14 protein-coding genes are annotated in these 13,315 nt (G+C 53.2%); 6 read left to right on the top strand and 8 right to left on the bottom strand.

From position 1 onward, the window contains the following. The first annotated feature begins 1 nt into the window (after position 1). Positions 2 to 1,375: a CCA tRNA nucleotidyltransferase gene (cca, locus tag ACZ5ER_RS00985; protein ID WP_050002501.1), complete on the top strand. Its 1,374-nt coding sequence runs from the start codon at positions 2 to 4 to the stop codon at positions 1,373 to 1,375. Here cca and ACZ5ER_RS00990 read toward each other — a convergent pair. Next, positions 1,292 to 1,516, bottom strand: a complete 225-nt coding sequence (locus tag ACZ5ER_RS00990) for a hypothetical protein (RefSeq protein WP_144244812.1) — start codon at positions 1,514 to 1,516, stop codon at positions 1,292 to 1,294. The two genes, cca and ACZ5ER_RS00990, sit on opposite strands and share 84 nt — an antisense overlap. A 44-nt stretch (positions 1,517 to 1,560) precedes the next feature. Further along, positions 1,561 to 3,288: a glycoside hydrolase gene (locus tag ACZ5ER_RS00995; RefSeq protein WP_464934608.1), complete on the bottom strand. Its 1,728-nt coding sequence runs from the start codon at positions 3,286 to 3,288 to the stop codon at positions 1,561 to 1,563. 124 nt (positions 3,289 to 3,412) lie between these two features. Here ACZ5ER_RS00995 and ACZ5ER_RS01000 point away from each other — a divergent pair, with 124 nt between their 5' ends. Continuing rightward, positions 3,413 to 3,721: a hypothetical protein gene (locus ACZ5ER_RS01000; protein WP_050002499.1), complete on the top strand. Its 309-nt coding sequence runs from the start codon at positions 3,413 to 3,415 to the stop codon at positions 3,719 to 3,721. Here the strand turns inward: ACZ5ER_RS01000 and ACZ5ER_RS01005 are convergent. Further along, entirely contained in the window at positions 3,695 to 3,940 is a 246-nt protein-coding gene (locus ACZ5ER_RS01005) for a MoaD/ThiS family protein (RefSeq protein WP_464935041.1), read from the bottom strand. The two genes, ACZ5ER_RS01000 and ACZ5ER_RS01005, sit on opposite strands and share 27 nt — an antisense overlap. Positions 3,941 to 4,039: 99 nt before the next feature. After that, positions 4,040 to 4,471 (bottom strand): OsmC family protein, encoded by a 432-nt coding sequence (locus ACZ5ER_RS01010; protein WP_050002497.1) that lies wholly within the window; start codon positions 4,469 to 4,471, stop codon positions 4,040 to 4,042. A 191-nt stretch (positions 4,472 to 4,662) separates the two neighbouring features. Here ACZ5ER_RS01010 and ACZ5ER_RS01015 point away from each other — a divergent pair, with 191 nt between their 5' ends. After that, on the top strand, positions 4,663 to 5,493 hold the full coding sequence (locus tag ACZ5ER_RS01015) for a DMT family transporter (RefSeq protein ID WP_464934609.1): 831 nt from the start codon (positions 4,663 to 4,665) through the stop codon (positions 5,491 to 5,493). Between the two features lie 63 nt (positions 5,494 to 5,556). Continuing rightward, entirely contained in the window at positions 5,557 to 5,940 is a 384-nt protein-coding gene (locus ACZ5ER_RS01020) for a hypothetical protein (protein WP_050002495.1), read from the top strand. Here the strand turns inward: ACZ5ER_RS01020 and ACZ5ER_RS01025 are convergent. The 3 genes from ACZ5ER_RS01025 to yjjX all read right to left on the bottom strand — a co-directional run bounded on the left by ACZ5ER_RS01025 (position 5,932) and on the right by yjjX (position 7,456). Then, positions 5,932 to 6,411, bottom strand: a complete 480-nt coding sequence (locus tag ACZ5ER_RS01025) for a putative toxin-antitoxin system toxin component, PIN family (RefSeq protein WP_464935042.1) — start codon at positions 6,409 to 6,411, stop codon at positions 5,932 to 5,934. The genes ACZ5ER_RS01020 and ACZ5ER_RS01025 overlap by 9 nt on opposite strands. 1 nt (position 6,412) lies before the next feature. After that, the gene (locus ACZ5ER_RS01030; RefSeq protein WP_144244810.1) at positions 6,413 to 6,757 is read right to left on the bottom strand and encodes a hypothetical protein; all 345 of its coding nucleotides are present in this window, start codon (positions 6,755 to 6,757) and stop codon (positions 6,413 to 6,415) included. Positions 6,758 to 6,913: 156 nt separating this feature from the next. Continuing rightward, positions 6,914 to 7,456 (bottom strand): inosine/xanthosine triphosphatase, encoded by a 543-nt coding sequence (gene yjjX, locus ACZ5ER_RS01035; protein WP_464934610.1) that lies wholly within the window; start codon positions 7,454 to 7,456, stop codon positions 6,914 to 6,916. Positions 7,457 to 7,616: 160 nt separating this feature from the next. Between yjjX and ileS the strand changes: the two genes are divergently transcribed. Together ileS and ACZ5ER_RS01045 are read left to right on the top strand one after the other, a co-directional pair. Then, a complete protein-coding gene (gene ileS / locus ACZ5ER_RS01040; protein ID WP_464934611.1) occupies positions 7,617 to 10,817 on the top strand; it encodes an isoleucine--tRNA ligase in 3,201 nt (1,066 codons plus the stop codon). Between the two features lie 102 nt (positions 10,818 to 10,919). Continuing rightward, entirely contained in the window at positions 10,920 to 13,094 is a 2,175-nt protein-coding gene (locus tag ACZ5ER_RS01045; RefSeq protein WP_464934612.1) for a DEAD/DEAH box helicase, read from the top strand. On the opposite strand, the gene ACZ5ER_RS01050 is transcribed toward ACZ5ER_RS01045, so the two are convergent. Continuing rightward, positions 13,091 to 13,243, bottom strand: coding sequence for an antitoxin VapB family protein (locus ACZ5ER_RS01050; protein ID WP_464934613.1), 153 nt, complete (start codon positions 13,241 to 13,243; stop codon positions 13,091 to 13,093). The genes ACZ5ER_RS01045 and ACZ5ER_RS01050 overlap by 4 nt on opposite strands. Positions 13,244 to 13,315 lie beyond the last annotated feature (72 nt).

Genomic DNA, 13,315 nt, shown 5'->3' on the forward strand with positions numbered 1-13,315 from the left:
AATGGACGTCAAGGCAGTGATAGGGCAAGTCCTCCAGAGAATCCGCCCAACGGAGGAAGAGAGGGCCTTTGTTGAAGGGCTGGTGAGAGAATTAGGGAAAATCGCAAAAGAAGCAATCGAAAGGCTGGGCCTCGACGTCAAGCCCTACTTCGTTGGCTCCCTAGCCAAGGATACTTATCTGGCCGGAGACCACGACGTTGACCTTTTCCTTGCTTTTCCCCTCGATACCCCCCTCGAAGAGCTTAGAGAGAGGGGCCTTGAGCTCGGAAAGGCCATTGCTGAAGGCCTTGACGGCTATGAAGTGGCCTACGCTGAGCACCCCTACGTGAGGGCCAAATATAAGGGTGTGAGCGTTGACCTCGTGCCCTGCTACGACGTCAGAAGCTGGAAAGAGGTTAGGACGGCCGTTGACCGCTCGATACTCCACACGAAGTGGGCCCTTGAGAACCTCAGCGGCAGGAACGACGAGGTCAGGCTCTTGAAGCGCTTCCTCAAGGGGATAAACGCCTACGGGAGCGAGATTTATGTGAGGGGCTTCTCCGGCTACCTGGCCGAAATACTCATCATCAAGTACGGCTCGTTCCTGGACGTCCTGGAGAAAGCGGATTTCATGCTGAGGCAGAAGGTAATAGACCCCGAGAACTGGCTGAAGAAGGAGCCAGAGATAGCGCTAAAGACCGTGAAGAGGGAGACCGAGGAGGATAAACCGCTGATAGTTATAGACCCCGTCGACCCGAGGCGGAACGTTTCAGCCAACCTGAGCTGGGAGCGCTACGGAATCTTCTACTTCAAGGCGCACCAGTTCCTGGAAAACCCCTCTGAAGAGTTCTTTTTTGGAAAAACTCAGAAAACGGGGAACTATCTAGAAGAGCTCAGAAGGAAGGGAACCCACCTCGTTACCATAATGTTTCCAAAGCCAGACCTCGTTGATGACGTCCTCCTCCCACAGCTGGAGAGGAGCGCCAGGGGCTTTGAGAGGGCTCTATCAAGGGAAGGGTTCAGAGTCCTCGGCTGGGACGCCGGGCACAGGGCCGGGGAGGCGTTCGTGATGCTTGAGGTGGACAGGAGAGAAAGGGAGAAGGTCACGATAAAGCCCGGGCCGGAGTTCTTCACCGAGAGGGGCTGGGACTTCTACAGGAAGAACGAGAAGGTGTGGGTCATCGGCAAGAGACTCTACGCTGAGAAGAGAGTTAAGGAGAACATCATTGACGTCATCTTGGAGCTCATAGAGAAGAACCAGGTCGCGCTGGGAAAGAACGTGAGGGAAGATATAAAAAACGCAAAAATCCTGCTAGACTACGTTCCCAAGGAGCTGGAGGAGGACGCATATCTCTTCCTGAGCAGAGAGAAGTGGAACCTGAAGGGCCAGCAGTAGGGTTTCTTTCCTCGCCATCTTTTCTTTAATGTCTTCCAGTATACGCTTGAGCTTCAAGCAATCCTCTCCACCGAGCTTCGTCAGCAGGGAAATGCAGTCGGAGGGCACTTCTTCGGGGCACTCCTTTTTCTTCTCCTCCAACACCGCCACCTCCACAGGATTGGAAAGAGGAGATAACACAAGGCTCATCTCCTGTGCTCGCACCACTCCTGGTTCTCCCAGTGGCCGTGCCTCTCGCCCGGTATGTGGCCGGTATCAGCCACTGCCCAGTCGAGGTTATAGCCCTCAATGAGTGCCCTCAGTTCGCCCCCAAGGTCGCGCCTGCCGACGTATAGAGCGGCCCTCGTCACCACGTTGTAGCCGCTGTTGGGGACTTCCGGTCTAAGAGCGTCCCTCCAGGCGTCTTCACTCGTCTCCCATCCCTCCAGGGAAGGCATCGCCCCGAAGTTCCAGATGTGATATAGGCTCTCAAAGTTGAGTAGCTTCAGGTAGGCTTCCACGAAGAGGTTCTGGAGCTCATTCCCGTCAAAGTAGTCTATGAGTTCTATTAAAGCCTTCGTCATTACCGCGACGTTGCCGAAGGCGACGCGGGTGTCGAGGTTCTCCCAGAAGCGCGGGCAGGAGTGGTTTGCGAGGAGCATGAGGTAGTAAACCCTTCCGAGCTTCAGGGCATTTCTGTCTCCGCCAGCAGGCTCAAGCACGTAGTCGAGCGAAGTATCCATGCCGAAGTAATCGTAGTAGTCCCTAAAGAATACCCTAGCGTAGCGGACGAGGAACTCCTCAGCGTTGGCCCCAAGCCCTTCGAGGCCCTTCAAGACTCCCCGCCTCACCACCCTGTTCAGCTCCTCGAAGAGGCGTGTGAAGGCGACCTTCCAGAGCTGAGAGATTTTCCTGCCGTTCACTTCTCTCGCGAAGACCTTTCCGTCTGCCCTCCTGTATCCAAGCCACCGGCAGTCGCTCGTCTTGCCGTCCGTGCTCAGGTCAAAGTAGTCGCTCCAGCTTGAGTAGTCCTTGACGCCCATCTCAAAGGAGCACTCGCCGTCCAAGCGCTTGAACCCCCCGGTGAGCTTCTTCCTCACGAACTCCATTGCCGAGACCCGTTCGACGCCGTTCCTCTCAAGTCCCTCCATCCAGGCGGTGAAGCGGTCGAGCTGGGCGGGGTTCCCGAGGAGGCTCTCAAGGTCGCTCGCGGTGAAGACCAAATAGGGGACGCCGAGCTTCTCCTTGTGCCCATCCCTGAGGGCGAGGGTGGCCGAAACCAGGCCGGGGACGTCGAGGGTGTTGAAGGCGAAGGCGTCGCTTATGCTCCACTCCCTCCCGAAGACAAAGGAGTTGCCGTAGCGGTTGCAGGAGTGCTTGGCCTGGGGGAAGTCGTAGAGGAGTTGCCTTTCGTCGAGGAGGAACACAAGCTTCCTGTCGGTTGAGGACTCGATGAGCTCGGCACTGCGGCGTGTTATGACCGCCTCGGGGAGCCAGTAGCCGATTACAGGTTTGTTGCCGATAAGGGGGGCGTAGAAGTCGAATGAAACTCTCGCGAGGATTCTCTGCTCGAACTCGTCAAAGTGGGGGACTATCGGGTGGAACGGGGTCGTTGGAACAGCGTCAAACTTCCCCAGAAGCTCAACGGCGTCTTCGAAGGCGCTCTTATGGTAGTGGAGGAGCATAAGGAACGTGAAGGGCTCTATGTCAACGCTGATGCCCTTCATGCGCGAGAGCGTGTCCGCTATGTGCTCATAGGAGTAGAGCATCGCCTTCGTCCAGTTCTCACCCTTAACTTCCTCCCCCCGGATTTTTATCGCTACGGGGCTCTTTCTTTCCTCATACTCTATCGGCCCGGAGCCGTCTCCATCTTTAACGTAAACTATGTCACCAGGCTGGTATGCGTGGAAGTGGTGGGCATACTTCATCTTCATTGTCTCACCTGTGGTGATACATCCCTCGGCCTTATCTCAGTTTCGGAAAAATTAAAGGGCATTTTTACACAGATGTGCCCGATAGATTAATAAACCTGTGCATTGAAATTTCAGCGGTGGAAAGATGGAGCGCGAGTTCAGGAAGATTCTGGGGGAAGACCTTGCCAACTACCTTGAGCTTCTGAGGGCGAAGCTGGCCTTTGCTGAGGAGCTGTACGGGGTGAAGATGAACTACGTCCCGCTCATAACTGAAGAAGAGGTGGTAGTCCTCGACAAGAACGATGGCAAGATTAAGTGGCTCAAAACCAAGAGGCCGCTCACAGTTGAGGAGTTCAGGGAGCTGGCGGACAAAATAAAGAAAAACCTCGAATCAGGCTACGTCGAGATGCTCCTGGCTATGAACATGTCATGTGTCAATGGGCCCGGTGAATGAGCCGCCGTAGACTATCGGGAGCACCTTGACGACGTCCCCGTCCCTGAGCTGGTAGTCTCTGTCAACTTTTCCCTCGTTCACGAGGATGTGGTGTTCGTCGGCCCTTATCCCTAGCTCCCTGAGGAGTTCGCCGACCCTTTTGCCTTCCCCGACCTCAAGCTCCTTCCGCGGGCCGTGTTTCAATACATTGTGGCCGTAGAGAACAAGCGTCACTTTCATGGGCACCACTCCTACACCTGCTCCAAGAAACCGCGCTTAAACTTTTTGAGTTCTGAGGCAGATATCAGAAGGAAGATAAAAACAGGAAGTTAAAAACGCTCAGCACTTCTCGAACTCGACTTTTACGGGGGTCGGGTTGGCCAGGTTGTCGCTGACCGGACAGCGCTCCTCGACCTGCTCAAGCCACTTCTTGAGGGTCTCCTCGTCCGCGTCGGTCTTCACCTTAACCTTGACCCTTATCTCCTTGTATCCGGCCCTCTGGTCCCCCTTGCCGTAGAGCTTCCCGGGGTTGAAGACGCCCTCGACCTCAACGCTCAGGTCTTCGATGTTTATCCCCATGTCCTTGGCAACAAGGGTGGCAACTATGTTTATACAGCCGGCGAGGGCGGCAAGAACGTAGTCTATTGGGCTAGGAGCCTCTCCACCGAGCTTGTCCATCACTATCTCAAAATCTCCGGCCTTGACCTTCATCTTGGTCGGGGAGAGCCTCTCTCCAACAACCTTTAGAACCATGTCCTTATACTCGACCATAACATCACCGTTATTACTTTGGCAGTAATGCCTTAAAAAGGCCACCAAAACCAGAGGTTTAAAAGAAAAGGTTAAAGACTCAGGCGCTTTTTGATTTCCTCAGCTTCTCCTGCCTTAACGACCCAATATTCATCTGAATTGTCTTCTTCGATGAAATAGTTTATAAACACACAGGGACAGTAACGAACGCGATGAACCGCTCGGAGCTCATACTCCTCGGCATCACGGCGATATGGGGCTTTACATTCCCCGCGATGAAGGTTAGCCTTGACTACCTCCCGCCGATACTCTTTCTAGCTTACCGCTTCGGTCTGGCGTCCCTCCTGATGCTCCTCGTTTTCAGGTCAAAGGTCTTGAAGAAGGAGACACTCAAGGAGGGGTTTATCGTTGGGCTCACTCTGTTCTTCGGCCACGGGTTCCAGATAGTGGGCCTCAAATACACTACAGCCTCGAATTCAGCCTTCATCACTTCGCTCTACGTCGTCTTTACACCGTTCATAGCGTATTTCATTCTCAGAGATAGGCTCAAGCCACGGGATGTAATCTCGCTGGCGGTGGCCCTGGCAGGTCTCTACCTGATTTCAGGGGCGAGCCTGGACTTCAACTACGGCGACCTGCTCACAGTGTTCTGCGCCCTCAGCTTCGCCTTCCAGATAGTTCTCATCCAGAAGTTCGGGGAGAAAGACTACCTCAGCCTGGCATTCTGGCAGATATTCTGGAACTTCGTCCTCTCGCTGGCGTTTGCCCTCATCTTTGAACCTTTCGTACTTCCAAAGAACCCCCTCCCCTGGCTCGGCATCTTATACACCTCGGTATTCGCTACCGTTATAGCGTTCACACTCCAGGTGAAGCACCAGAGGAACACGAAGGCCCATAAAGCGGCGCTGATATACTCTGCCGAGCCGATATTCGGCCACATATCGGCCTTTCTGACGATAGGAGAAGTCCTGAGCCTCAAGGGCTACCTCGGTGCGGCTTTAATCATGGCAAGCATTTGGAACGAGATACGGAACCACCGGTAGAGAGATTTGAAAACAAAAGGTTAATAAATTATCAGAGCGAACCATTTTCCGGAGGTGGTTGCCATGGTGCACGCTTACATCAAGAAGAAGACCAGAGAGTTCTCAAAGGAAGAAAAGGAGAAGCGCTACAAGTACTTGGGAAAGGAAGTCATAGACGTTGACGATCCCGGGCTTGACAGCATCCCGGAGTTCTACGGCATAGCAAACGCCATATGGCGCGACTGGAAGAACGGAGAGATAAGCACCAAGACGGCCCTCGGAAGGCTCGCGCTCCTTAAACTGCTGACGTACAAGACCAAGAACAAGAAAATCCAGGACATCCCCGAGGAAGACCTTGAGGAGGTCAGGAAGTTCATCGACTACGTCATTCAGGTCATCAAGAACGAGAGCAGGAGAAGGGGCGAGCCCGAGGAGGAGAGACAGGTCGAGGAGAAAGCTTCATCGTAAGGCTTCTCTTACAAATTCTTCCGCCCTCAGGATTTTAACTTTTCTTCCATCAAAACGATAAGTTTTGGTGGCTTCATCCCTCATCTGGACGATGTGCTTCGTGTTTTCCGAGATAATATAATCCACTTTCTTGGCGTAGGCCACGTCAAAGAACTTAGCGTCATTCGGGTCCCCCAGGTTCTTTAGGAACTCAGGGTCATCGGAGAACTTTCGCCGAGGACGAACCATGACACTGTTTTTAATAACCATCGCCAAAATCCGCAATGCACGTCTCGTAAACCCCGTTTCCATACCGATGCCGAGAACCTGAGTTTTCATTTCCTCGATGATTTCATCTGAGACAAAATTTACGATATAGCCCCTTTGAAGGGCCTTTAATATATGCCACGCTGGAGATTTTGGAAGGTCCTTAGACTTCAACGCACTAATAAGGACGGATGTATCTAACACAACTTTGATTTTACCCGCCATCTCAAACAACTCCTAACTCTCTCAACTTCACCTCGATGCGTTTAAACTTCTTAAAGCTCCGCTCACCTATCTTCATAAGTTCCTCAAGGTTGTAATCTATCCCAACATGCTCCTCCTCCAGTTCACGTTCCCACTTTTCAAGCTCTTCATCAGTAACGGTAGTGGCCAGCCTTTCAACTTCCCTCATCAGTCGTTTCATCTCAAAAAACCACACTATGTCCTCGGGCTTCTCATGAATTTTCCTCGCGAGCTGGACAATCCATTCACTAACCGAACGCCTGGCTTCTTCGTCGGTCTTAAGCATTAACTCAATCGCCCTCACATCAGACGCCATAACTCTCCCCATTCTTTTATCCGCGACGGATTATAAAACTCTACCGTTGACAGTGCTTGGCTAAAACTCCATAAAATCTTAAAACCCGAAAGCCTAACCTTAACCGCCCTCCCCCCTCACACCCCCGTGAGAGGTGAGCGGGGGGCGGTCGGGGAGGGTACACTCCCGTTATTCCTTCTCGAAATAGAGCTCACGGTTCAGCCTCGGTATCATCGCCATCAGGACTGCAATCTCGTTCAGCTCGGTTCTTGGAAGGAGCCCTTTGCTCAGGACGCCTATCGCGCCGATTTTCTTCTTGAGCTCCGGGTCGTCCACGAGCTCGCCCATAGCGATTCCCACTTCAACGCCCTCATTGAGGACTTTCTCGATGACGACCGGCGGGTACTCAAAGCCCGGCCCGTGGCCGACGGTTATCATCCCATCTGGGCTCGCCACCGCGCAGACCTGAATATCGAGGTAGCCCGTCAGCGTTTTTGGGAACGGGTATATCCCCGCCTCGATTCCCACGCCGAGGTCGGCACCGGTCTTCTCCAAGGCCTGTTTTGCCCTGTTAACTGCTCCCCGCGTTGTCTCCTCCAGACCGATAGGCTGGTCTGAAACGCCGCTGTCCACTTCAACGCCAAAGACCTCAACGTCGCCATAAATCCGTCTCATCACGTTCTCAACGGCTTTGACCTTCGTTGGGTTGGTTGAGCCGACCGCGATTCTCATACCACCACCGAAGCCAGTTGGTAGAAAACCTTATAAGCTCGCTTCCCAATTCTGGCCCGATACCCATGAGGGGGGAGTGTTTTATCCTTCGCTCCGCCCGTTTCGAGGCTTAAGCCCTCTTCTGGGTTAGCCGTAACTATCACTTCTGGAGGGTTCTGGGATGATTAAGGAGCCAGAGTTTAGAGAATACAACCCAGGCAAGCTTGAGGAAAAGATAGAGGCGTTCTGGAAAGAGAACAACACCTACGAGAAGGTCAAGGCCAGCAGGGCGAACGGCCCGAAGTACTACTTCCTCGACGGACCACCCTATGTGAGCGGTGCGATACACCTCGGAACGGCCTGGAACAAGATAATCAAGGACATGATAATCCGCTTCAGGACCATGCAGGGCTACAACGTTAGGAGACAGCCGGGCTTCGACATGCACGGCCTGCCGATAGAGGTTAAGGTCGAGCAGGCCCTCGGCCTCAAGACCAAGAAGGACATAGAGACCGAGATAGGTGTTGACAACTTCATCAGGAAGTGCAAGGAGTTCGCGCTCAACAACCTCAAGGTCATGACCGAGCAGTTCAAGATGCTCGGCATCTGGATGGACTGGGACAATCCCTACATGACCATAAAGAACGAGTACATCGAATCGGGCTGGTTCACGCTCAAGAAGGCCTGGGAGAAGGGGCTTTTGGAGAAGGACAAGCGCGTCCTCCACTGGTGCCCGCGCTGTGAGACTGCCTTGGCCGAGCACGAGGTCCGCGGCGAGTACAAGATGAGGGAAGACCCGAGCATCTACGTCAAGTTCCCGGTCGAGGGCAGGGAGAACGAGTACCTCCTCATCTGGACAACGACACCCTGGACGCTCCCAGCCAACCTCGCTGTCACTGTCCACCCCGAGTACGACTACACCAAAGTAAAGGTCGAGACAGAGGACGGCGAGGAGTACTGGATAATCGCGAAGGCCCTCGTCGAGCGCGTTCTTGCTGAGGTCGGGGCCAAGGGCGAAGTAGTCGAAGAGTTCAAAGGAGAGGAGCTTGAAGGGCTCCGCTACGTCCACGTCCTCATGGAGGAGTATCCTACCCAGAAGGAGTTCCGCGAGAAGTACGAGTGGGCGCACAGGGTTATCCTCGGCGAGCACGTGACGCTTGAGGACGGTACAGGACTGGTTCACACCGCTCCTGGACACGGTGAGGAGGATTTCGAAGTCGGGCAGAAGTACGGTTTACCCGTCTACAGCCCGGTCGACGACCAAGGTAGGTACACAGAGGGCAGGTGGAAGGGCGTCTATGTAAAGGATGCAGACCCGGAGATAATCGAGCACCTCAAGGAGAAGGGCTACCTCGTGAAGGCGGGAACGATAGAGCACAAGTACCCGCACTGCTGGCGCTGTAAGACCCCGCTTATCTTCCGCGCCACTGACCAGTGGTTCCTCAAGGTCAGCAAGGTGAAGGACAAGATAATCAAGGAGAACGACGAGAAGGTTACGTGGTATCCCGAGTGGGTCAAAGTAAGGTACGACAACGGCGTCATGAACTCGGGCGACTGGGTCATAAGCAGGCAGAGGTACTGGGGAATACCGCTCCCGATATGGCAGAGCGAGGACGGCGAGATATACGTCGTTGGAAGCTTTGAGGAGCTTGTAAGACTTTCTGTGGCCATAGAGGTTAACGGCGAGAGGATAGAACTTCCGGAGGACTACAACGAGAAGCTCAGGGTCATAGAGGAGAAGCTTGGCCCAGAAGATTTGCACAGGCCCTACGTCGATGCCTTCATCATAAAGGTCAACGGCAAGGAAATGAGGCGCGTTAAAGACGTCGTCGACGTCTGGTTCGACAGCGGAATAGCGAGCTGGGCGTCGCTCGACTATCCGCGCAACAAGGAGCTCTTTGAGAAGCTCTGGCCGGCCGACTTCATAGTCGAGGGCGAAGACCAGGTCACCAAGTGGTTCTACTCCCAGCAGGCCGCGAGCGTCATAGCCTTCGACACCGTGCCGTACAGGAAGGTGGCCATGCACGGCTACGTCCTCGATGAGAAGGGAGACAAGATGAGCAAGAGCCTCGGCAACATCATAAGGCCCGAGGAGGTCGTCCAGAAGGAGGGAAGGGACCCATTCAGGTTCTACATGCTCTGGGCCACCAACCCCTGGGAGAACCTCCGCTTCAGCTGGAAGGGCCTGGCTCAGGTCAAGAGAATGCTCAACATACTCTGGAACGTTTACGTGCTCAGCGCCACATACATGAGCCTCGACAACTTTGACCCGACGAAGCTCAAGCCAGAGGAGCTTCCGTTCCGCGAGGAAGACAGGTGGATACTCAGCAGGGTCAACGGGCTCATAAAGGACGTCGAAGAGGGTATAGAGACCTTCAGGCTGACGAAAGCAACGAGAGCCATCTACACCTTCGTCGTCGAGGACCTGAGCAGGTGGTACGTTCGCTTAATCAGGAAGCGCATGTGGGTCGAGGGAGATGACCCAGACAAGTTAGCGGCCTACTACACAGTCTGGAAGGTCTTCGACGTCCTTCTCAGGTTAATGGCCCCGTTCACGCCCTACATAGCCGAGGAGATATACCAGAACATGCTCAGGCCGTTCCTCGGCGTGGAGAGCGTCCACATGCTCGACTGGCCGAAGCCTGACGAGGAAGCCATAGACGAGGAGCTCGAGCGCGAGATGGAGGCGGTAAGGAAGATAGTCGAGGCCGGCTCTTCGGCGAGGCAGAGGGCCAAGATAAAGCTCCGCTACCCGGTCAGGAGAATAATCGTCGAGACCGAGGACGAGACGGTAAAGAGGGCCGTCGAGAGGCTCAACAGAATCCTGCGCGACCAGCTCAACGCCAAAGAAGTGGTTGTCGGAAAGGTCGAGCGCGAGCTCGTCATCAAGCCGAACTTCGCGAAAGTTGGCCCGGAGTTCAAGGGCGACGCCAAGCTCGTGATAGCCTGGATAAACGAGCACGGAAGGGAGCTCTACGAGAGGGGCGAGGTTGAGATAGAGCTCGAAGGAAAGACCTTCCACCTCACGAGGGAGCACCTGACCATAGAAGAGAAGCTGCCCGACTTCTTCGTCGCCGAGGAGTTCGAGGGCGGAAGGGTCTTCGTGGACAAGACCCTCACCAGAGAGCTCCTCGCCGAGGGCCTCGCCAGGGAATTCGTCAGGAGGATACAGGAGATGCGCAAGCGCCTTGATTTGGACGTGAACGACAGAATCGCCGTCACCATAGAGACGAGCGAAGAAAACCGCGAACTGCTCGAGGAGAACCTTGACTACATAAAGAAGGAGACTAGGGCGACCGAGATAATCTTCGGCGAGGCGAAAGGATTCGTCGTCGAGTGGCCCGAAGTGCAGGCGAAGATAGGGATTGAGAAGGTTGAGTAAGCACTTTCCGGCGTTTTTCTCTTTTAACTTCCAACCATTCTTGTAGTTGCAACACCAAAAAGTATAAGTTCTCCTGGGCGTTTCCTAATGTGGTGGACAGCCATGGATTTTATCTCAGAGTTTAACAGAAAGCTTGAAAACGCATTTGGGTTCACCCTTCACAGGTATCAGGAGGCGGTCGCTGAGGACATCATAAACCAGCTGAAAAAGGGGGAGAGGTTCATCACGGTGTCAATGCCAACGGGGAGCGGGAAGACCATTCTTGAGATGTTAACGGCGGAGTACCTTCTCAATAAGGGGTACGGAAGGATACTCGTCTTGGAGCCAACGCGCTTCCTCTGCGACCAGATGCACCCAAAGTGGAAACTGCTGGTGGAAACGGGCAAGGAGTACGAGGGGAACTGCTGGAGCTTTTTAAGGGACTACAAAGTGGTTATTTCAACGCCCCAGACGGCTTTAAAGTGCGTTTCAAATCTTCAAGGAGAGTTCGATGCCGTAATAATAGACGAGGTTCACCACGCGATTACCGGAAAGTACTACAACGAGCTCATCTCGGAGCTAAGGCCAAAAGTTGTCATCGGGTTTACGGCGTTGCTACCGAGTGAGAAGGCTTACAAGGCCAGCGTTAGCAAAATCGGGAAAGTTGTTGGGGAGTTAAAACTGCTCCACTACGATTTTCAGGAGCTCAGTAAGATTGACTCCAAGTTTAACCCTCCCAAAGCACTTGTGGACGTGTTCGACTCGGAATTAGACGAAAGGGAGAGAGAACTGTACGACCTTCTTTACTTCGGGAGGCTACCTGGGGACTCAAAGGCAATCTACTTCCTTGAAAGAACGTTTTCAAGGTACGGGAAAAAGGCGTTCTGTGAGAGCTTTTCGAGGGCGGTAGAAAAGGAAAAGATACCGAAATCTCAACATGTGGAGGAAATCAACGGCTTCTGCAGGAGCGACAAACCCTCGCACAAGGCCCGCGCACTGCTCGACGTTCTGACGGTGTACCACCCCGAAGAAAACCCGAAGCTAAGGCCGGTCATTGTCTTTACATCACGGAAGGCCACCGCATACGAGTTTAAAGACGCCATAGTCGGGGAGCTTAACATACCCCACCACAAAGTTGAAGTCCTGACGAGCGACCTTTCGAAGGAACAGAGAAAGGAGTTAATCTCGCGGGCCAAAAAGGGCGATGTTCACATAATAATCTCGACGCTCGTTGGAGAGGAGGGCGTGGACATCCCCGAGGCAGGAGTTCTTGTAATGACCGACGTTCCAAGGAGCCCGCTGAGGTTCTACCAGAGGCTCGGAAGACTAATCAGGGTTTCAAGCCCGATGAACACAAAGGTCTTTGTCATCACGATGACTCCGAAGACCGAAGAATACGGAGACCTAAGCGAAGCGGTCTGGAACCTTTACAGGGAAGGCGTTGATGTAAGCTACATTCTTCTCAACTTAGAGGAAAAGCTGACCACCCAGAAGCTTCTCGACTACATCAGGGAAACCACTAAGATGCTGAACTCAAAATGGGCGTCGTACATGTTGCTAACGCAGGGAGACGAGCCGAGAGACCCCGTGGAGTACTACCTGAGCGCTCTTCGGTCGAACGAGAAGTTCAGGGAAGCCATGAGGGAGAGGTTTGGAGAACTGTCCGACGAGGAATTCGAGAAATGGACTTTCATGATGACCACAACGTTTTTCCTGAGAGGGTGGAGCGATGACATTAAGAAAGCCATGAAAGACATTGAAAAGAAGCTAAACAGAGGAAAAGTCGTGAGAGACTTCGACAGGCTGATACGAGAGGATAAGCTGTTCTATTTCTACGACCCTGAGAGGCTTTCTGATATGGTGTTCATGGAGCTTGAACGGCTCCGCAAGTATTGCAAGGAGAATCAGGAAACCTTCTGCGAGAACGTTTTCTTCAGGTTCGATAGAAAAGGATTTTTGAGACTGTTCACTAACGTGTTCCCGATTGAGAACATTGATGACATCATTGAAGACCTAAAGCGGAGAGTTAGCGAAAAGGAGAGAATCCTGGGAGACATATACGTCTCAACCAGCTACAACCCAAGTAGCAAAGCAATCATAGCGAACGCCCACTTTTCTGTATGTGAGAGAGACGTATATATACGACTAAAACTAAGACTTGAACCCCAGTTCAACTACTACAACTTCAATGAGAACAGCAAACTGAAAGAAAAGAAGCTTGAGTTAATCAGACTTAACGTCAAGGACATCTGCTATAGAGCAATGGAGAAATACTTCGAGAGGTACGGAGATGACTAAGAATCGTCGTCTCGCCAGCTTCGAGGAACCCACTCATTCATCCATTCCTCAACTTCTTTCAGCATTTTTCTGAGTTTTTCAACCTCTTCCTCGCTCATGCTTCCAAACGCAATCATCAGAACGTCAATGTTACCTTTCTTCTCCCGCATTGAGGGGCACCTCCTGTCAGACATATGTTCAAAAGGAGAACTCTTCCAGCCCATTCACAGCCCAACAACGGC

This window comes from Thermococcus marinus (assembly GCF_055389025.1).